At 37.9% G+C, this 17,917-nt stretch carries 41 protein-coding genes; 2 read left to right on the top strand and 39 right to left on the bottom strand.

The window, feature by feature from the left end; translation table 11 throughout:
* Positions 1-36: 36 nt before the first annotated feature.
* The 39 genes from IEX94_RS18135 to IEX94_RS17945 form a co-directional block, all read right to left on the bottom strand.
* On the bottom strand, positions 37-402 hold the full coding sequence (locus IEX94_RS18135) for a hypothetical protein (RefSeq protein WP_188859460.1): 366 nt from the start codon (positions 400-402) through the stop codon (positions 37-39).
* A 141-nt stretch (positions 403-543) separates the two neighbouring features.
* Positions 544-729, bottom strand: a complete 186-nt coding sequence (locus tag IEX94_RS18130) for a hypothetical protein (RefSeq protein ID WP_188859458.1) — start codon at positions 727-729, stop codon at positions 544-546.
* Positions 729-1,166 carry a DUF722 domain-containing protein gene (locus tag IEX94_RS18125; protein ID WP_188859456.1) on the bottom strand — a complete coding sequence of 146 codons (438 nt, stop codon included), beginning with the start codon at positions 1,164-1,166 and terminating at the stop codon, positions 729-731. Before IEX94_RS18125 ends, IEX94_RS18130 begins: the two co-directional genes overlap by 1 nt.
* Positions 1,166-1,555, bottom strand: a complete 390-nt coding sequence (locus IEX94_RS18120) for a hypothetical protein (RefSeq protein WP_188859454.1) — start codon at positions 1,553-1,555, stop codon at positions 1,166-1,168. The genes IEX94_RS18125 and IEX94_RS18120 overlap by 1 nt, the downstream gene beginning before the upstream one ends.
* Positions 1,556-1,647: 92 nt before the next feature.
* Entirely contained in the window at positions 1,648-1,815 is a 168-nt protein-coding gene (locus IEX94_RS18115; RefSeq protein WP_188859452.1) for a Fur-regulated basic protein FbpA, read from the bottom strand.
* An 11-nt stretch (positions 1,816-1,826) separates the two neighbouring features.
* Positions 1,827-2,474: a dUTP diphosphatase gene (locus tag IEX94_RS18110; RefSeq protein WP_188859464.1), complete on the bottom strand. Its 648-nt coding sequence runs from the start codon at positions 2,472-2,474 to the stop codon at positions 1,827-1,829.
* Between the two features lie 14 nt (positions 2,475-2,488).
* The gene (locus IEX94_RS18105) at positions 2,489-2,695 is read right to left on the bottom strand and encodes a hypothetical protein (RefSeq protein ID WP_188859450.1); all 207 of its coding nucleotides are present in this window, start codon (positions 2,693-2,695) and stop codon (positions 2,489-2,491) included.
* A gap of 16 nt (positions 2,696-2,711) precedes the next feature.
* Positions 2,712-3,053 carry a hypothetical protein gene (locus tag IEX94_RS18100; RefSeq protein WP_188859448.1) on the bottom strand — a complete coding sequence of 114 codons (342 nt, stop codon included), beginning with the start codon at positions 3,051-3,053 and terminating at the stop codon, positions 2,712-2,714.
* A gap of 1 nt (position 3,054) precedes the next feature.
* On the bottom strand, positions 3,055-3,216 hold the full coding sequence (locus IEX94_RS18095) for a hypothetical protein (protein WP_188859446.1): 162 nt from the start codon (positions 3,214-3,216) through the stop codon (positions 3,055-3,057).
* Positions 3,217-3,219: 3 nt separating this feature from the next.
* Complete coding sequence (locus IEX94_RS18090; RefSeq protein ID WP_188859444.1) at positions 3,220-3,438, bottom strand: hypothetical protein; 219 nt, start codon at positions 3,436-3,438, stop codon at positions 3,220-3,222.
* A 97-nt stretch (positions 3,439-3,535) separates the two neighbouring features.
* Positions 3,536-3,829 carry a hypothetical protein gene (locus tag IEX94_RS18085; protein WP_188859442.1) on the bottom strand — a complete coding sequence of 98 codons (294 nt, stop codon included), beginning with the start codon at positions 3,827-3,829 and terminating at the stop codon, positions 3,536-3,538.
* The gene (locus tag IEX94_RS18080; RefSeq protein ID WP_188859440.1) at positions 3,826-4,356 is read right to left on the bottom strand and encodes a hypothetical protein; all 531 of its coding nucleotides are present in this window, start codon (positions 4,354-4,356) and stop codon (positions 3,826-3,828) included. The genes IEX94_RS18085 and IEX94_RS18080 overlap by 4 nt, the downstream gene beginning before the upstream one ends.
* Positions 4,349-4,951: a hypothetical protein gene (locus IEX94_RS18075; protein ID WP_188859439.1), complete on the bottom strand. Its 603-nt coding sequence runs from the start codon at positions 4,949-4,951 to the stop codon at positions 4,349-4,351. The genes IEX94_RS18080 and IEX94_RS18075 overlap by 8 nt, the downstream gene beginning before the upstream one ends.
* Position 4,952: 1 nt before the next feature.
* Positions 4,953-5,132, bottom strand: coding sequence for a hypothetical protein (locus tag IEX94_RS18070; RefSeq protein ID WP_188859437.1), 180 nt, complete (start codon positions 5,130-5,132; stop codon positions 4,953-4,955).
* A 190-nt stretch (positions 5,133-5,322) separates the two neighbouring features.
* On the bottom strand, positions 5,323-5,643 hold the full coding sequence (locus IEX94_RS18065; RefSeq protein ID WP_194461822.1) for a hypothetical protein: 321 nt from the start codon (positions 5,641-5,643) through the stop codon (positions 5,323-5,325).
* A gap of 16 nt (positions 5,644-5,659) precedes the next feature.
* Positions 5,660-6,418: a DNA-methyltransferase gene (locus tag IEX94_RS18060; RefSeq protein WP_188859432.1), complete on the bottom strand. Its 759-nt coding sequence runs from the start codon at positions 6,416-6,418 to the stop codon at positions 5,660-5,662.
* 123 nt (positions 6,419-6,541) lie between these two features.
* The gene (locus IEX94_RS18055; RefSeq protein ID WP_188859430.1) at positions 6,542-7,006 is read right to left on the bottom strand and encodes a YopX family protein; all 465 of its coding nucleotides are present in this window, start codon (positions 7,004-7,006) and stop codon (positions 6,542-6,544) included.
* Positions 7,003-7,260, bottom strand: a complete 258-nt coding sequence (locus tag IEX94_RS18050; RefSeq protein WP_188859428.1) for a hypothetical protein — start codon at positions 7,258-7,260, stop codon at positions 7,003-7,005. The genes IEX94_RS18055 and IEX94_RS18050 overlap by 4 nt, the downstream gene beginning before the upstream one ends.
* On the bottom strand, positions 7,257-7,436 hold the full coding sequence (locus IEX94_RS18045) for a hypothetical protein (RefSeq protein WP_188859426.1): 180 nt from the start codon (positions 7,434-7,436) through the stop codon (positions 7,257-7,259). Before IEX94_RS18045 ends, IEX94_RS18050 begins: the two co-directional genes overlap by 4 nt.
* Complete coding sequence (locus tag IEX94_RS18040; protein WP_188859424.1) at positions 7,433-7,741, bottom strand: hypothetical protein; 309 nt, start codon at positions 7,739-7,741, stop codon at positions 7,433-7,435. Before IEX94_RS18040 ends, IEX94_RS18045 begins: the two co-directional genes overlap by 4 nt.
* Complete coding sequence (locus IEX94_RS18035) at positions 7,738-8,031, bottom strand: hypothetical protein (RefSeq protein ID WP_188859422.1); 294 nt, start codon at positions 8,029-8,031, stop codon at positions 7,738-7,740. Before IEX94_RS18035 ends, IEX94_RS18040 begins: the two co-directional genes overlap by 4 nt.
* A 26-nt stretch (positions 8,032-8,057) precedes the next feature.
* A complete protein-coding gene (ssb, locus tag IEX94_RS18030) occupies positions 8,058-8,570 on the bottom strand; it encodes a single-stranded DNA-binding protein (protein WP_188859420.1) in 513 nt (170 codons plus the stop codon).
* Positions 8,564-8,743, bottom strand: a complete 180-nt coding sequence (locus tag IEX94_RS18025) for a hypothetical protein (RefSeq protein ID WP_188859418.1) — start codon at positions 8,741-8,743, stop codon at positions 8,564-8,566. The genes ssb and IEX94_RS18025 overlap by 7 nt, the downstream gene beginning before the upstream one ends.
* Complete coding sequence (locus tag IEX94_RS18020; RefSeq protein WP_188859416.1) at positions 8,744-9,562, bottom strand: ATP-binding protein; 819 nt, start codon at positions 9,560-9,562, stop codon at positions 8,744-8,746. It abuts the gene before it with no gap.
* Positions 9,563-9,571: 9 nt separating this feature from the next.
* Entirely contained in the window at positions 9,572-10,294 is a 723-nt protein-coding gene (locus tag IEX94_RS18015) for a conserved phage C-terminal domain-containing protein (protein ID WP_188859414.1), read from the bottom strand.
* A gap of 162 nt (positions 10,295-10,456) precedes the next feature.
* A complete protein-coding gene (locus IEX94_RS18010) occupies positions 10,457-10,732 on the bottom strand; it encodes a hypothetical protein (protein WP_188859412.1) in 276 nt (91 codons plus the stop codon).
* A 5-nt stretch (positions 10,733-10,737) separates the two neighbouring features.
* The gene (locus IEX94_RS18005; RefSeq protein WP_194461821.1) at positions 10,738-11,154 is read right to left on the bottom strand and encodes a hypothetical protein; all 417 of its coding nucleotides are present in this window, start codon (positions 11,152-11,154) and stop codon (positions 10,738-10,740) included.
* Entirely contained in the window at positions 11,135-11,482 is a 348-nt protein-coding gene (locus IEX94_RS19920) for an HNH endonuclease (RefSeq protein WP_188859407.1), read from the bottom strand. Before IEX94_RS19920 ends, IEX94_RS18005 begins: the two co-directional genes overlap by 20 nt.
* Positions 11,475-12,104 (bottom strand): ERF family protein, encoded by a 630-nt coding sequence (locus IEX94_RS17995; protein WP_188859406.1) that lies wholly within the window; start codon positions 12,102-12,104, stop codon positions 11,475-11,477. Before IEX94_RS17995 ends, IEX94_RS19920 begins: the two co-directional genes overlap by 8 nt.
* The gene (locus tag IEX94_RS17990; protein ID WP_188859405.1) at positions 12,101-12,634 is read right to left on the bottom strand and encodes a host-nuclease inhibitor Gam family protein; all 534 of its coding nucleotides are present in this window, start codon (positions 12,632-12,634) and stop codon (positions 12,101-12,103) included. The genes IEX94_RS17995 and IEX94_RS17990 overlap by 4 nt, the downstream gene beginning before the upstream one ends.
* Positions 12,635-12,865, bottom strand: a complete 231-nt coding sequence (locus IEX94_RS17985; protein WP_188859404.1) for a hypothetical protein — start codon at positions 12,863-12,865, stop codon at positions 12,635-12,637. It abuts the gene before it with no gap.
* A 169-nt stretch (positions 12,866-13,034) separates the two neighbouring features.
* A complete protein-coding gene (locus tag IEX94_RS17980; RefSeq protein ID WP_188859403.1) occupies positions 13,035-13,256 on the bottom strand; it encodes a hypothetical protein in 222 nt (73 codons plus the stop codon).
* The gene (locus IEX94_RS17975; protein WP_188859402.1) at positions 13,257-13,451 is read right to left on the bottom strand and encodes a hypothetical protein; all 195 of its coding nucleotides are present in this window, start codon (positions 13,449-13,451) and stop codon (positions 13,257-13,259) included. It abuts the gene before it with no gap.
* 13 nt (positions 13,452-13,464) lie between these two features.
* On the bottom strand, positions 13,465-13,674 hold the full coding sequence (locus tag IEX94_RS17970; protein ID WP_188859401.1) for a hypothetical protein: 210 nt from the start codon (positions 13,672-13,674) through the stop codon (positions 13,465-13,467).
* Entirely contained in the window at positions 13,643-13,885 is a 243-nt protein-coding gene (locus tag IEX94_RS17965; RefSeq protein ID WP_188859466.1) for a hypothetical protein, read from the bottom strand. Before IEX94_RS17965 ends, IEX94_RS17970 begins: the two co-directional genes overlap by 32 nt.
* A gap of 16 nt (positions 13,886-13,901) precedes the next feature.
* Positions 13,902-14,210, bottom strand: coding sequence for a hypothetical protein (locus tag IEX94_RS17960; RefSeq protein ID WP_188859400.1), 309 nt, complete (start codon positions 14,208-14,210; stop codon positions 13,902-13,904).
* Positions 14,207-14,740, bottom strand: coding sequence for a hypothetical protein (locus IEX94_RS17955; RefSeq protein ID WP_188859398.1), 534 nt, complete (start codon positions 14,738-14,740; stop codon positions 14,207-14,209). Before IEX94_RS17955 ends, IEX94_RS17960 begins: the two co-directional genes overlap by 4 nt.
* Complete coding sequence (locus IEX94_RS17950; protein WP_188859397.1) at positions 14,718-15,584, bottom strand: DUF3102 domain-containing protein; 867 nt, start codon at positions 15,582-15,584, stop codon at positions 14,718-14,720. Before IEX94_RS17950 ends, IEX94_RS17955 begins: the two co-directional genes overlap by 23 nt.
* A 12-nt stretch (positions 15,585-15,596) precedes the next feature.
* Positions 15,597-15,818: an XRE family transcriptional regulator gene (locus IEX94_RS17945; RefSeq protein WP_188859395.1), complete on the bottom strand. Its 222-nt coding sequence runs from the start codon at positions 15,816-15,818 to the stop codon at positions 15,597-15,599.
* 204 nt (positions 15,819-16,022) lie between these two features.
* Here IEX94_RS17945 and IEX94_RS17940 point away from each other — a divergent pair, with 204 nt between their 5' ends.
* Together IEX94_RS17940 and IEX94_RS17935 are read left to right on the top strand one after the other, a co-directional pair.
* A complete protein-coding gene (locus IEX94_RS17940) occupies positions 16,023-16,664 on the top strand; it encodes a helix-turn-helix domain-containing protein (RefSeq protein ID WP_188859393.1) in 642 nt (213 codons plus the stop codon).
* A 63-nt stretch (positions 16,665-16,727) separates the two neighbouring features.
* Entirely contained in the window at positions 16,728-17,789 is a 1,062-nt protein-coding gene (locus IEX94_RS17935; RefSeq protein WP_229782790.1) for a tyrosine-type recombinase/integrase, read from the top strand.
* Positions 17,790-17,917: the final 128 nt, after the last annotated feature.

The following is a 17,917-nucleotide window of genomic DNA, read 5'->3' as shown; positions in this document are numbered from 1 at the left end:
TGAATTAGTTTGAAATAGATGACCTGGAATAATGTGCTAGTTTACATCACTATCTCCAATTTCGATTGTGGCTTTCACTTCTCCGTTTTCGATTATGAGATCTGTTAAAACATCGCCATCTCCAAGAGCTTCGTATTCTATATCGCTCCTTAATTCATCTATCTCATGACCGTCTTCATTATCGCTTTCAATTCCCATTTCACTAGCTAATTCTTCAAGCGATTCAGTCGTTTCATCAATTTGCTCTGAAACTTGCTGGGCGCTTTCTAATTCCTTTTGCGATTCTTCTAAGCGTTTTTCAGCTTCTTTTAATTGATCTTTGTATTCTTTGTCAGCCCCACCGCATGCCGTCAATGCAATAGCAGTAGTAATTGACAGTAGAACAAACAATATCTTTTTCACTCAATCCCCTCCTAGTGCCATAATACTATAATAATATTATTTGAGCCACCCAATAATGAGTGGCTCCAGAAGGGGTAGTGGTATAGGATTACCTATTACCATAATAACACGATTAGTAACGCCAAAAGTCGCATGATAGTTTCACTCGTATCCCCTTGCCTTTATAATATCCATTGCCTGTTCATCGGTAAACCCTTCTTTTTTCAACGCCTTATACATATTCATATATAAGTTCGCTTTTATTCTCTGTTTTTCAAGATGCAATGGTAATTCGTGCTTTACTTGTTCTATCGCATTTGCGAATTGTATACTGTTTGGTTTACTCATTATCTCCACCCCAATAATTCAATAGTAGCCTGTACAATTTCGTTTCTCCACCGTATAGCCGTAGACCGATTAACATATAACTCTTCGGCAATAACATCCCAAGTTAAGTCTTTATTAGACCAGTACTTAATCCTGACTAATTCCTTATAATTGTCTGGAAGAGCATTATATACTCGGTCAATAGCTTCCACAATCTCATTGAGGTAGTTCAATTGTTTACTGGTGGTTAAACGAGTTGCCATCCTTGCTGTCGGATCTCCTGGAACCCTTACCGAAGCAGCACCTTTAACAATATTAGTATCTTCTGGTTCTTCATCGAATGGATTCATAATTTCTTCTCGTAATCTTGCTATCTCTTTTAATGTGTTGTGGTAATTGTACCATTCGGATTCAATTTTTTTGAATGTAATCTTAGTTGCTTTAATTGCATTCGACACTATTTCACCCCATTAATAACCTTGTCTAAATCTTTCCTCACACGAACTCTATAGATTCTGTTTTCTAAATTCTTTTCTGTCTGACGGACACATCCAAGCGCATCATCCAAATGCCTTATCTGCCCTTTCATGTTTTTTAATACTGGTTGTATATGCCTAAGAAGTTCGTTTTCATCCTTGTAAACCCTACGCTCTTTTCTTACCTTTTGTAATTCTTTGTAAGCCTTAAATCCTTCAACTGCATTTAGGTTTACTAATTCGATGTAATGCAGCAAGTCGTTCTCTTCTTTTTCGAGTTTATTAATTTGTTCTAGATTATCGCTATATCGTTTAGGTATATCCCTGATTGCATCACGAATGGTTATGATTATCTGTTCGATGTCTTGCATGGATTATTCCTCCCCTCAATCCCTAGAAGATACCCACAATATAAAACACGTACAGGTCATTGAAAATATGGCAACTAAAGATTCTGGCATCGTCATTGCGTTTCCTCCCCGTATGCACGTGCAGCATCACACTTAACTGATATATAAGTCCACATAAGCGTATATAAGCTAACATCTTCTATATTTCTACCGTCGCTAGTGTGATAGATTCCCATTTTGGGAAGCCTGTTGATTAGATTATTTTTGTCTAGTGTTTGCATGGTTAGACCTCCTAATATCCATTTTCTTGTCTAGCATGATTGATTTTGTTCTTTTGCATGTATGCAGTCTCTATTTGTTCTCGGGTGAAACCCAACAATCCGCCCAACGTATCAAAGTAGCCTATTAATTCTTTTAATTTAAAATCCGAATTCCCTATTTCGCTCGTTATTTTAAATAATTCTCTGAAGACGGAAACAATTTCTTTTTTATTCCCGACAGCAAAACTCGGAACATCTCTCATGCCATCTAAATATATTTGAATTAGGTGTATTTCTAATTGTCCGTGTCTTAGCGTTTCCAACCCAATACTCAATATAAAATGCAGGCAATCAACGTATTCTTCTAGGAGTGGGTTTTTACCCGATTTTCCATCACCTTCACATACTGGACACATATCTTGCTCCATTTCTTCAAAATCAGGAAACGCAGGAACCACTGTTTCTCCATGACCTTGACAAACGTGGCATTTTTCATAAGTCCTCGGCTCCCGGTCCTTACTCCAAAACTTAAACCCGCGCCAATTTTGTGCAAGCTCACCCAACTCAACTTGCAAAGCGAGAATCTTTTTATCCAGCAAATCCTGTCCTTCCAGACCTTTTTCTTTAACAATCTTTTTATCTAGTTTTGCTTGTATTTCAAATAAGTTAGTTAGATTCATAATTACTCTCCCTTTCAATATTTGTTTAGCATGTACGGATTTAATGCTCGTACATCATCTAAAAACTCTTCGATCGTGTGCTTTTCTCGCCTTAGAACATATAAATCCATTTCATCATCATGGAGCTTTGACTTGTGGTATTTACGTCTTGTACGTCTTTCTTCTTCGTTTACTTCCTTTAATTTTTCATGCCATTTATCGTAAAGGTTTTCGGGTGTCATTGGTTAGTCTCCTTCATCACTTTTTAATGGATGCTAATAATTTACCATGGTCAACTTCATCTAAATCAACCTTTTGAAATGTCCAATTTTTAGTTGGCGCAACACCTTGAACGAAATCAATTCGATTTCCAAATTTACTGTATAGCCAATATTCCGCCCACAAATCATGGCTCCAGTTTGCTTGAACAATCAGATACCCAACCTTTCCCAAATTCCCTGTTTCCGTTAAATCAGGAGAGTAAAACACCTTGTAAGCCTTCGTGTTGGACAACATTTCTTCATGCCGTTTTGCTTGTTCCTCACTAAAAAACTTTTTTCCATCTTTCGCGATATACACAGTCATTTCTTTCTTTTCCATCTCAATCTCCCTCCACCAGAAGCAACTCTCTTCTATGAGTCCACTGCTTATTCTCTTCTCTCACCAGCTCCTTGTTTTCACCTGGAGCATATATTTCAATGACCGTTAAAATTTCATTGTGCTTGTTTATATGTTTTCGTTCTGTCATCCAGCGCGGAGTCATGGGTTAGTCCTCCTTTAAATATCCTTGCACTTTCCATACCACTAAATATTTGAAGAATCCTACCTTCTGGATACTTACAAATTCCACACTCGGATTCTCATACTCCGTTGCACCTTCTCTTGCTGATTTCTCACCATCAAAGATAAATGCTAGTAAATTCCTTTTGAAAAAACACGGAAACAATGTATATACATATCTGAAATTCAGTTGTTTTGCAAACATCTTTTCCCCTCCATATCTCAATTTACAGGAGCGTTTCTACTCATTATGTATAAATCATCTAGTTGTCTGCAAAACGCTCCCAGTAACGTTATTTTCGCTAAAACCAAGTGTTATGACTCGACTCTGCCTTTATCTGATGCAATGCTAATTTAGTAGACAATTCTTTAAGCGATTTCCCCGCCGTATCGTAATACCCCAGTGCATTTAACTCATCAATGACATGCTCTATATCGCTTTTAACTTCCACGGGTTGACTTCTCGGCTTTGCCTTTATCGGTTCGTTGATTGCTCTGTCAATATCCCAATCATGCTGTTTAACTCTGGTGTTAACGGTCTTGTAATCAATGCCGTTTTGTTCAGCTTGGTAAATGTGTTCGGGTTTTAGTTTCATTGGGATTCCTCCTTCAGGGCTTTACGTGCTTTTTCTCCACCATCGTTCAGTATTTTTGACTCAACATCTATATCACAATCACTTACAATTGTTTCAAATTCATAGTTACTCTCATCCGCATAAAACTCTAAGGCCTGTTTGAGGCGCCGATTTTCTTTTTCTACTCTTTCCACTCTTTTATGAGCCTTTGCGGCAATTTTCTGCTCGCTATTCGTGCATGACTTCCAATGATTTACTTCTTCTTCCAATTCCTCCACATACTCCATAACGACATCAACAACATGCCTACCCAGCGTGCTTGGTGGTAATTTTCTCTTTTGCAAAAACTCATTCAATTCTCCGTTATACTTGGAAGCATACTCAAGTTCTTTGTTTCTGTTTTCTAATTCCTCCACACGATTGATAAGCCACCCCAGCGCTTCCGTTCGCTTTTTCGCGTAATCATAGTCCTCTTTTGTCTTTTGCTGGGAGACAATCTTGCTTAAATCCCCTAGCCAGTCTTTGGCTGTTTGTAATTGGTCAGTCATTTGTTTTCACGTCCAATCTCTTATCTGCAAAGCAAGCAACTCTCCAATCGCTATCTTCGACTATATTGTTGTAAAACTCCCAATCTCCATTAGTAAAAAGGACGGTCATTTCTTCAGCAGGAAATTTATCAATCACTTTGGCAATTGTCACCGTGCAGTTCTCTCGCCTGTCGTTCAGAATGTCGTTATTCTTCAATTCCCAAGGTTCACGACCATGCCCAGCAAAGAATCTCCGCTCTTTTTCTTTTGCTATTTCGGATGGTGTGGCAAGGCGGATTGTGTACACATTGAATTTATCCTCTAATCTATAAATGGGTAATTGCCCCTCTGGTTTTTCTATTTTCTCTATCCTTTTAACGACATCAAACTCGACACTTACAACCCAATCCCCAACCTTATACTCCGGCTCTACTTCATAGCCGTCCTCCGAATAATAAGCTTGTGCAAACTCATCTACAGTCAAATCATTTAACGACTCCAAACCAAGTGACCATCTGTCATTTAGGTGGGTTTTAACTACTTCCCCCGTAAGATGTTCGCTTTTTAATTCTTCCATCGCTTTCGCCTGTTCCTTCGTCAAAATAACCTTGTTCACCCTAACCCCTCCTAATCAAATACTTTTCATACTCTTTCGCATTCAAGCGACTCACCGGAAACTCCACATCATCAATACCTTTCCACCGCATGAACACACCCATATCCCCGTAATCGATAAGCTGTTCGACTTCATATTCGTTTCCGTTTATCTTGAGGACATCGCCAGTTGCAACTTCCATCGCTATCCCTCCATATTTTTAAATCGCTCAATCCGTCTCCTAAGCTTTTGATTTTGCCGTCTAAGGTCATTGTTGCTTTGTGTTAATTTCTCAAATTCCAGCGTTTCTAGCAGTCTTTTAAGCTTCTGAATACTAATGGTCTCGTTGTGCTTCAAACAACGTTGTAATTCCTTATATGCTTGTTTTTCGGTCATGTATCATCAACCCTATGCACCAATATGGCTTTATCCAAATCAACTGACCTTCTCCGATGTGCAGGTGTGGTGTAAAATCGTATAGTGCTTACAGACAAACCTGTTTGCTCTGCACACTCTTCAACTGTTCCTGTGGCAAGCACTTCGTAGCCTTTTACAACCTCATAAATATTTCTTTTCGTAAGTCCGTTTTTAACTTTTTGGTTTGCAACTGACCCCACTGTTCGGTCTAATGCTTTAGCAAGTTCTTTATTTGACATGAGATTGTGATTTTCTTTGAGAAACTGAAGTTCTTTCATGGTCCACGGTCTTCTCATGACTTCACCGCCTTTTTTAAAGAACTAAACTCATCGGAATATTCCTCAACATCTTTTCATTCGCCGTCTTAAACATGTCCTTTTTGATTTCAAAACCGAATGCATTGCGGTTCAATTCGATTGCTGCCCTTAATGTGGAGGCACTACCTGCAACTGGGTCAATGACCACATCACCGCAGTCGGTGAAAATGCTAATCAATTCTTTCAATACCGGAACCGGTTTCTGCGTTGGATGAATTTTTGGATAGCTATTGTCAACTGTCCAGTTGAACCAGTTAAATATCATCCGTCCGTCGTTGTTGAATTTTGGAAGCTTTTCACGATATAGCACCAATGCATATTCGGTAGCCCCGACAATCTTCATGTTTGCTTTTAATACCTGTGGTGAAGTGTTTTTGATAAACACTAACGGGATATGGTGTTTAAACCCGTATTTCTTGCCGTACTCAATCACCATTTGTATTTGCTGAAATGCACAGAACACTATCATTGCAGGTGCTTTGCCTTTTTGCTTCGGTTCTTTAATAAGCATTTTGGAACAGAAGTGCATGAACTCCGATATTCTAAAGTTGTTATCAGTGTCGAAAAATGCCTTCCCTGCCTTATCTGATTCACCTTTCTTATTATCGCCGTCCACATACCACTCAAGGCTTGAAGCATATGCATTGGAGCCTAAGTTGTAAGGAATATCGGCAATAACTAATTGCGCTCTTGGTATGTTGTATCTCTTATAATTTTGGAAATGATCGTTGAATAACTCGTATTTTATATCCATCTGTTTGCTCCTCACCATTTTCTAAACACGTCATAATACTGCCTCTGCCAATACCTCGACAACCTGCCATCAAAATTACTATTAACGTTTCGCCTGTATGGATTAAGTGTAAATTTAATTGTTTTAATCATGGTGTTGCTCCAGAAGATGACTGTGTTCGAAAATATTTCCGATAACAACTAAGTCTTTTGCGTATCGCTCATTTAACGGTACAGTCATGTTAAATGGCTCAATGGTTTCTTGTGGTTCTAAGTAAAAACCTGTAGCCATATCTACATACTCCATATCCTCGATGCTCGGTACTCCATGTTCGCCAAAGCGTACAATGCAATATGCACCACCAAAATAAGTTATGTCATTTTCATAAATCTCCTTGCCGTTTTTGTCTTTTAATCCTGTATACTGCCCAATCGATTCACCAAGAACCTCAACCCAACCCATCTCCGTCCAGATGAAGTATTCATATTTCTTTCCAGTTTCCTTAGCGTATTCATCGGTAAATGTAGTTTTATGGACACCGGTTCCGTATATCCACTGACTATCGATCATTTCTTCGACTGCATAGCCACGCACTTTTATCTCTCTCATTCAGATTCACTCTCCAATGCTTTAATGATTTTACGTGTTTCGCCTTCTTTCAATCCCTGACTATTTAAGTTGACTATTTGCTCCCAACTTATATCCACTACTTTTTTGCCATGATTGTATATAGTCATTTCCTTACCTCTAAACATTGCTGGATTCCGCAAAACAAACCTAAACATCATAGTGATCCATTTGTAATGTCTTACTACTTTTGGTTTTTCACCTTTTCGGGAAATGTGCCAATTGTATTTACTCATTCAGATTCACCTTCCGCATAAGTGATATATGCATAAAAGCTAACTTTTCCGTCAAATACAATATGGTCAAATTGGATGCTCGTGTCTTTTAGGTCATTATTTGCAAAGAACTGATTTACCTTCGCTCCTAAATTATCTGGGGATATTCCGTATATTACTTCGAGTTTGGTTTTCATTCCGTCCCCTCCAATACGTCCAACCAATGGTTAATCTCCATTTTCGCTTGATAATCACAACGTTCTGTAATGGTGCGGATTCGTTCGATGACAAATTCCCGTTCGTTCTTTTCGGTTAATAATTTTCTTTTTGCTGCCCGATTATATTTAACAGCATCCACCAACTCTTCAAATTCCATATCGAGCCAATCGTAATCATCCATAGGTTCAAGTGGTTTTCCGTATTTTAATATCCCTTTTCTTTCTTGGGAGTTTGCTGTTTTTATAAATTCCTCTTTTGTGTGTTCTAAGTGCGCGAGATTCATTTGTCACCCTCCATGAGTTCTTTAAATTTATCCAACGTCATCACTACTAGCCACGGCTTTCTGTCTGCTTTTAAAGCAACGGCATCCGGTTTTTCTCTTTCGTCAAGAACATAGTCATAAATCATTTTAAAGCCGTTCTTTTTCGCCTTGACTTCCCATTGCAACCCCATGCCTTCTACGTCATTCGGATAGCCTTCTTGTGCTCCGGAAAGCGGTATTCTCCGCCCTCCGATTAATTCTGCAAATTCTCTTTCTCGTCTTTGACCTTTATCTCTGCTTGCCTTCCCCAACTGCATTCCTCCTATTTTCTGAATAATTAAAACGGTAAGTCATCGCTACTTATATCAATTGGTCCGCCTTGATTCTGAAACGGGTCAGCTTGTCTATTAATCTCTTGATTAGCTGCGTTAATTTGTTGCTGGTTGTGAGATTGCTGATTGTATTGTTGGTTTGGTTGTTGATTATATTGTTGTTGCTGGTAACTCTGGTTCTGTTGTTGGTTCGTCTGGTTTTTTGTTTCTAGGAACTGGATGCTATCCGCAACTACCTCCGTAACATATACGGTCTTTCCGTCCTGTCCTTCATAGGTCCGGGATTGCAAACGCCCATCCACACCGATTTGGCTGCCTTTCTTCATGTAATTAGCAAGGCTCTCTGCCTGTTTATTCCAAGCAACTCCGTTTATAAAGTCTGCTTGATTCTCGCCGTTTTGGTCTTTGAATGGGCGATTCACTGCAATATTAAAGTTTGCTACTGCCTTTCCATTTGGGGTATACCGTAAATCTGGATCGCGTGTTAATCTGCCGACTAATACCGTTCTATTTAGCATGTTGCTTCCTCCCTGGAATAAATTTCTGATTTTATTTTATTGATAATCGCTTCTGATTCCTGAATATCTTTTTTTCGGTCATAATCACATTTAGGGTGATTGCAGGGGAGATACTCTACTCCCCACGAATGAACGATATTCACTCCACCTGTTCCCTCACATAGTTCACACATTTATTCCAACCCCTTTAATCTGTGGTCTTTACCTTCGACTTTTATCACTTTGGAATTATTCATTAATCGTGAAATTATCCGTTTAGACATCATTCCGTATTTTTTAGTCAAATCCCTAGAAGTGAAATTAGTGGTGTAAATGTTTTTCTTTCCCTGCCGACTGTTTGCAATTTGGAATAAAATATCAGCAGCCCAACTTTCATATCCATTTGCATCCGGCTTGACGTATTCAGCGCCTATATCATCCAGTACAAGCAAATCAGCTTCTTTTAATGCATTCATAATGTCATCTTGTGTTCTTGCTCTCCAGTCATTCTTGTTGCCGTATGTGCTTCTGATTTCGGATAACAAAGAAGGTAAATCTATAAAAATACTTGCTTTCCTGTCATTAATATAATGTTGGTGAATACAATAGGATAAGTGACTTTTCCCCAGACCTGTATCACCTTGGAAAAACAAGGTTGTCCTATCCATTTCGCCTTTTGCGAATTTAACAGATAAATCATAAGCATCTTTTTGGGTTTGGTTTTCTGGCTTGTAGTCTTGGAAACTTACGCCTTCTAATTCAAATGGAATAACAGAATAATTCTTTGCTTTAGCGATTCGAGCATTTATTCTCGACTCACGAGCTTCCCTCCTTATTTGTTCATCCTCTTTTTTCATTTGGCAGGAAAAACATATGTCACTACCAATCCTAGTTTTAAATTCCCCATCGATGTATAAATCATAGTGTTCATTGTTTTTTCCGCATTCTTCGCACGGTTTTATTTTTACATTTCGCTTATCTTGGCTTTTCATAATACTTTTTAAAGGTTTCATGTTGTCCTCCTAAAACAAATCCTCAAATTGGCTATCGGATGGAACTCGTTTGGTTTCTTGGTTCAAGTATCCTTCGAATTTTGGACTGAACAACGTTTCTGGTCTGATAAACTTATTCATCTTTTGATCGTTCTTCCATTCTTCGTTTTTTATATCAATGACTTTTTTAAAATCATCCAATCCAAAACCTTCGTTCCAACGCGCTTTTATTAAATCTTTTGTTTTTCTAGTAGAAGAACGATAGTTTTTTCCAGATACATCGTTGAGATAGTTTACTATCTCGACATAAGGTATTTTGTTAGTCTCTGTAGTAGTCTCTGGGTAGTCTATGGTAATGGTCTGTTCATTTTGACCAGATGGGCCTGTCCATTTTGACCCGTCCGTCAGGTCAATTTGACCCGATGGTCTGGTCATCCGTTTTAATTCTTGGTAATTAATGGAGTACCATTTTGTATTATCTATCTTTAACTTGTTAAAGTTCCCTACAAGTAATAAGTTTTGATTTTCTAAACTTCTAACTGTCCGCTTAATAGTGGATTCACTCCAAAACGGGAATTGTTCCGCCCATCCTGCATAAGTGTTATAAACCCAGCTGATGTCATCTATTATGTTTTTTCTTTTCTGTATCCAGAAGTGCATTTGTTGTAATAAAATCGCTTCATTCAACCCTATTCTTTTTGCTAGATTAGGAAGGACCACTAAAGGATAGTCATCTATCAGTAAGTTGTTCATGGTTGTCACCTCGAAATTTCACAAATGGCATAATACTTATGGACTTCTATCACCTGATAAGAGGGATAGGCGACAGCCATGTAGTTACCGATTAACTGTTTTAGTTCTTCCTTTGACTGCGCCTGCTCCCATAGTTTTCGGGATAGAATGACTTTACTCTTGTTATGCATTTAATAATTTCCTTAACTCCATTTCCGTTACACTGCAATGGATGCAATAGTCGTAATCTGGTTCTAATAAATGTTCTTCACCAGCCATAGGAGACAACTTTGTTTCCCATTCGTGTTCGCAACTTTTTACTTTTTCTAACCACTTTCGCTTCGGAATTGGAGACAAATAACAATATTTCTCTTCGTGATTTTTAGCTCCCTGCTTTGTTATAAAGCTCTTTTTGCAATACTCACATTGATAAAGTATTTGATTTTCAAGGATATTCACTAGAATCACCTCTCATATAGATCATTCACCTTTTGCAATTCTTCAAATGCTGTACGTTCGTCACGTCTTAAAGCTATAATCAAGTTGTCATATGATTTAAAGAGATTCTGCCATTTACGGCTTTCAGACTTGGCTGCTGCTTCTGCTATTCGCAAATCGTAGGTGGCTAGTTCAGCGGATGATTCTTTTTCAGCCACCGTTCCGGTACTACTTGCAATGGTTTCTGCATATACTTTCTTACGCTCTGCATAAACAGCCCCAGCGGTATAAAGAGCATCTGCATCCAAATGACCGATAATTAATTGCGCTTGGCTGTACAGGCGAATCATTTTGTTTAGGTCCGGAAGTATCTCTGGATTGAGTTGTTTAATCTCTTCGTGTAGTTGGTCTAATCGTTTTTCTTTACCGCTCTTTTCTTCCATAATAATCTATCAACTCTTTTCGCTTCTGCATTCGCCATTCTCTGCCTTCTGCTGTATAGTCTGCATACCAATGGCATGTTCCAGTATTTACAGACGGACCACATAACAGGACAATATTCGCTGGGTCATTCCCGGGTCCAAGTTGGCTAGCTTGCTGTAAGTGAGCCATTTCAAAGGCGTATGCGTTCGTTCTACCGCAACGCTCACATTTACCCTCGCTTCTTCTTAAAACCTCTCTACGGACAGATTTGGTGATTTTAGTAAGATTCCCTCTTTTGGGAACCCTGCGTTTATGATTGGGGTTGATTTTAGGAACGGGTCTAGCCATTCGCCTGCTCCTTTTTCACACCGTCTAGCCATATATCGAGCTGTTTAATAGCTGATGCTGCTTGAGCACGGTTTAATTGTGTGATGTCACTTATTTTTAAAACTTCATAAACAGCTTGTTCTGTTTGATTTCTGGCTTGAGCAAATTGCATTGCTTTTGCTTTTAATTGTCCGACTTGTTGTTGTGTGATTTGATTATTTTGTTGTGTATTTTGAGCTACATTGTTTTGATTGTGGTATTGATCTGTATCTGCATCTTTTGTGTCGTCAATCAGATAAAGTCCGTTTAATGCGTATTTCCTAGCATAAGATGATGCCGTCCCGGTAATCTGACTGCTATCCATCCCTTTTTTTATTTCTGATTCACGGGCATAAGCTGTTACTTCATGATTTTCTTTTCCATCGGAAATGGATGCTGTTGCTTTTATATAGTGCCATTCGCCAATCAGGACGGGTTCATCGGATAATGTGAGCAATAACCCTTGTTCCGCATTTAAAGGCTTCACAGCTTCCAATATGTCCTCTGCCGACCGGTAGTAGAAGCTACTAAACTTATTCCAATTCCCTTTGGGAGCTTTTAACTCTTTTTGAATATGAATAAGCTTTTCCGTAAGACTAGTCATTCTGTGACCACCTCAAACTTATCCTCGCGTTCTTCTACTGTGACACCCTCAATAACTTCACCAGTGCCCGGATTAATCACTTTTCCTTCTTGTACGACAAACAACTTTTTCAATGCTGTTTTATTAGGTTCTTCTTTTATGCGGATTAAGTCTGTTTCACCAGATTCTTTGAGTGACTCTACTAATTTCTTGTCATCGTAATGCCATTTCGGTTGCTGTTTTTTAAATCTAACAGCGCCGTTCGGTAGTTTCTTAGATTTGAATTTCGGGTCACTCTCCCGCTTACTCATTGCGTATTTAGCAAGTAAACCTTGGAAGTAATCAATGCTTCCTTGCGCTTCGCCATTAACAGATTGTAACCATGCTTCAATCTTGCTTATTTCTGCTTCTGCAAGTGCGGTATTCTCTTCCTGCTGTTCTTTTAATTGCTTTATTTTTCTTAAAGCCCAATTGGCTGCTTGATCGTCTTTGATTTCAAATGCTTCTTGCTCCACTTGTTCTTCTTGATCTAAAAATTCATGTAAATTCATTTAGATTTCCTCCCTATCGTAATAGCAGTAAAATCTTAATCCCTTATTATTAGGAATTATCCGTACGTAATTTCCTTCTGGTTTATTCTCGATTTCTCCGAGGTCATCAAATTGCATTGCTTTGTTTTCTGCATCTTCTTGTGTCCTGTCAAAATCCCAGTAATAATGGATATCGATATCAGCACCGTCTTCAAGCAATTCACGTAACGTCATATCAAGAGAGTGCTTCATTCGCAAACCTCCTTGTGATATAATAAAATCGATTATTATTTTTTAACTGGTAGCGTATTGCCGTACGCTGCCTTTTTACATTAATGTGAGCAAACCGATTACGGTAGCAATCACGATTCCGGCGATAGTGCTTTCTTTTGCTAGTTCGTTCATTGTTGTTCACCCCCTTTCATCTGGTAAGCGCTTTGTATCTATCCTCCTCCAACTTCAATTCATTCAATGTGACAAGGTTTTCTAGTGACTTTTTCAAATCTTCATCCCGATTTTTGGCTTGCGCAATGTCTCCGCTATCGACATGACTATCTACCGATTTAAGTAATTCCTTTATGCAGTTCACTTCTTTTTCAGCAGTGGGAATATCTTTTTCACGAAAGTGTTTTTCGTAATCCATTTATCTCACCTCCAATTCTTCAAAAGCCGCACATACCAATCCTGCCGCGAATATATTTTGATTGGGTCCGTATGTTACAAAATTACCTTCTATATCCTTTATCAGTTGCTTAAGGCGTTTGTTTTTTAATTTTTGTGAAGCTCCTTTAATCTGGTTAAAGTGATCAGTCAACTGTTTCATTTCTCCGAAAGTCATCTAATTCACCTCCTTAAAATGTCCTTGCATTAGAAACTTCACGATATAATGCCATTACTTCTGGATTGTTCTTTTCGTAAACTGCCATGGCAAACACTGGAATGTTGTACGAAAGTTCCAAGTCGCTCATTAGTGAAGCTAGCTTTCTAGTTCTGATTGGTTCATCGCTCTTTTTGATTTCTTCGAATCGATTACGGTAAGATTGTAGTTCTTTGTGTGTCATTTTGTTTCTCCTCCAATTCATCTGCCCACGGCAAGCCTTCACCGATGTATTCCTTAAGTTTTTTCGGTGAGATGTGATAAGTCCACACGCTCGACATTTTAACTGCTGTTCCTATCGGCAAAACTCCTTGCTGTAAGCCCACACGAACGAATTGAGGGGAAACCCCTAGCAGTTCAGCCGCTTCGGTTACTTTGATTTTTTGAGTATTCATGAAACGTCAACTCCTTTCAACAGAATTCAATAATGCAGTGCGTGTCATTATCGTTTTTTGAACCGAAAGATACATAATCATCATCTACGTGTACCAACCAATTCTTTTCACTAAATGAATATGTCGCATCTGGTGTCATTACCGTGATTATCAGTCCATGTTCATCCACATAATCTAATATCACTTTTTCGATATAGCTTTCAGTGTGGAGGAACGGCTCACTATTAAAGTCGTGATGATATAATTCAATGGAAAACTTCCAATCGTGTTTGCTTTTTAATTTTTGGTATGCTGATTTAAAGTTGGTTACATGTTTTGTTGTCATACGGAAAACCCTCCCCACGAACGCACATAATCAAACGCTTGCTCGACTTGTGTTGCTAATATTCTATTTTTAGCTGTTGTCCCTTTTTGCTCTAAGCACTTCTTGTGTAGGTCAACCCAAATTTTACTTTTCGTTTTTCCAACCTCATCATTTACTAGCTTCTGAAATTCCGCCAAGCCTTCTGCATCATAGTTGAGCAAGACATCGATACTAAGCTGTATTCCTTTCTTTTTATCAACAAATTTAGATGCTTTTTTATCAACTAGAGATTCTAAGGCATTGAGCTGTTCGGGTGTGATATATTTTGATTCAATCGCTTTTTTAACCCCTAAGATTTCTTCCTGTGTTTCTTCTCTTGTTAATGTAAGCAATTCAAAAATCTGTTCCATTTTCTGTTCCATTTTTTCTGTCATCGCTTGATTTTCTAGATTTGATTCACCTTGACCAAACTCAATAATAATTGCATTTCCTTCTTTTCTTGTTTCTACCAGTGAAACCTCATTATTTTTAGTGATGTTCGATGGTTGCATTTAATGACAACTCCATTTCTTCAATAAATTTTTTTAACTCTTCCACACCTTCGGCTAATTTGCCTTTAGCAGCTTGGCTTGATGCTGCTATCGCTCCCCTCCTGTATGGAGTAACAGCTACCTCTTGCAAAAATTCATCTATTTTAATTTTTGTTTTCAAGACTGACTTACTAGCATCCAGCATAAGCAGTTTGACTTCTTTTTCTTTTTTAGCTTCTTCGTCCATTCCCGTGGTAAGTCTTTCTAACTTATCTATTTCAGATTGCATGGATTCCATTTCTTCTCTTGCGGATTGAAGAACTTTGTCTTTTTCCTGTATCTGTTTTTTGATGTGTTCAGGAATAACCTCTTTAATGACTTCTTTTTCAATGACTTCCGGTTCTCTGCCTTCTACTTCTTCCAGCTTCTTTAACGCAATTTCTTCTGATTTCTGAGCTTGTTCTAGTTGTTGTTGGGATTGTTTTAATTTCTTTTTTGTTTCTTGTAATTCACGAACAGTCATTTCATCAGGTGTTTTTGTTTCACCGCTAGAAAGAGTGTGTTCTTTTTCCCTTTCTCCTTCCGGCATGGTTGCGATTAAATAAAGTGCTTGAGTACCTAAGTTGTTCCATGTAGAATCATTTGAACCCAATTCATCAAACACAGTAATGAATTTCGTTGCCTGCCCTCTACTTAAGTTGATCGATTCCAACCACCTCCCCCACTCTCCGTGAGCGAGATTGTTTTCTTTTACGTGTTTCAGACGTTTCCCAATTTCGAATATCGATTGCCCTGCAACTTGCTTATAGCTGTTTATTTCAGCTGTAATAACATTCAAGTCACTGGATAATTGTATTTCGTCCATTTACTCACCCCTTTAACTTGATACTTTTTCTTTAACTTCCATATCAAACAAATAACCTAATTCAAGCTCTGGGAAGTATTCGTTCTTTATTTTGATTGCTTCCGTTAATAAAAGTGGATATTTCCCATTCAATTTGTCGGATACTGTAGCTGTTCTACCGTTAAATAGATCCCTAGCAATATCTACACGCTTTATACCTCGCCTTGCTAATTCCGCATCTAAATTCGGGTACATAAAAACTCTCCTTTCTCGTCGTTCTTGTTACGATGTGTCGTAACTTGTAACTCCAATATATACTACACATCGTAACTTGTCAAGAGAAAAAAGAAGATTTTTTACATTCTATCGTATAAAAGTTCTTTACATCGGTAATGATACATGTTATATTTAATCTAGTTACGATATTTCGTAACTAAAATATAGAAAGGGGGTATAAAAATGAGAAAAGGTGAAAGGTTAGAGAAGTTAATAGAAAACAGCAAGCATAAAAACGTCTACAGATTTTCTAAAGAAGCAGGCGTACCTTATACAACGCTCAAATCATTCATCGAAAGAGATTTAGAAAAAGCTTCTATTGATAACGTTGTGAAAGTGGCTAAAGAATTAAATGTTACAGTTGAGCATTTAATAGGGGAAGAAAAAGAAGGATACAGCTATTCGATAATGAGTGATTATGCATTTTACCCAACTGCTATAAGTGCAGGTCTACCTATTAATGTAGATGGAATAACAAATGACCAAGTAGAAAAAATCTCACTACCAGATTCAATTATGGGTAAATGGGCAGGTAAGAAAGACATCTTTATAACTAAGATAAATGGAGATTCAATGGATAAGATAATGCCTCACGGGTCTTTAATAGCCGTCAAGCCAATTACATTAAATGAATTAAAAGATGGAGATATGGTTGTGTTTAGTAGCGATTATGATTACAGCGTAAAGTGCTTCTACCAAGACGGAGATAGGCTAATATTTAAGCCAGAAAGCTACAATAAAAAGCATGCTGATCAAATCTACAGTGTGAATGATAACATCGAGATTCATGGGAAAGTCATACTTTATATAGTGGAAAGGGATTAAGGACTAACGTTAGTATTTAATCATGAGGGGACTAGCTATCCCCTCTATTTTCAAAACGGGAAGGTGGTTAAAATTAAAAATCCAAACGGTTACGGGGGAATAGTCAATTTAGGGAAAAAGAGAAGGAAGCCATTCGCCATAAGAACTACTCTAGGATGGGAGATAAATAAAAAGACTGGGAAGAAAAGACAGAAATATAAATACATCGATTATTTTGAGACAAGAAGAGAAGCAATGATTGCATTAGCGGAATACAATAGAGATCCATATGATGTGGATGCAAGGAAATTAACGTTTGAGGAAGTGTTTAATTATTTTATTAAAGAGGAATTCCCCGATAAAGATATAATGGAAAAAGAACAAATTAGAAGAAACGGTTATAGTGCAGCATTTGGACACGCTGAAAGTTTGCATAACATTAAATTTGTCGACATAAGAAAAAATCATATGCAAGATGTTATTGACAATTGCGAAAAAGGACATTCGACAAAAAGAAAAATCAAAACATTATTCAATCTGCTGTATATATTCGCAATAAACAACGACTGGATTGATAAAAACTACTCTACTTCTGTCGCGGTTCCGGATAACACCACTAGAACGACACGGAAGCCGTTTACAGGTGAGGAAATCAACAAGCTATGGGAAAGTGTCTATTCCATTGAATTCGCTGACACGGCTCTAATTATGGCTTATACAGGGTTACGCCCCGGGGAACTACTAGCGATGAAAAACGAAGACATTTTTTTAGAGGATAGATACATGATCGGTGGATTAAAAACTGATGCTGGAAAAGACCGGATTATTCCTATACACAAAAAAATAAAGCCGCTCATTGAAAAGAGAATGAGTGACTATAAATTTTTAGTATTGAGTCCGAAAAATAAAAAAATGAGTTACAGCACTTTTTTAAAGCATCGTTGGAACCCTTTAATGGACAAGTTAGGAATGGACCACACACCACACAATGCGCGCCATACTTTTGCCACTCTAATGGACTATGCAGGCGCTAATGATGTAGCAATAAAGAAGATAATGGGACATGCTACCTCCGATATTACCATAGATGTTTATACGCATAAAACAATAGAGGATTTAATAAAAGAGGTAGACCTGCTAAACTAGAACGATGTATATTGTGTGTATATTACCGTTACTATTTAGGGGTTTATCATACTGTTTCATTTTTAGATAAACCCCATAACCATGCGGTATAACTGCACTCTGTATTTTAGTCCCGTTATCTTGAGATA

Source organism: Oceanobacillus indicireducens, from assembly GCF_014647195.1.
GTDB lineage: Bacteria > Bacillota > Bacilli > Bacillales > Amphibacillaceae > Oceanobacillus > Oceanobacillus indicireducens.
The sequence above is the reverse complement of the archived record's forward strand: the minus strand, read 5'-3'. Positions and strand labels throughout refer to the sequence as shown.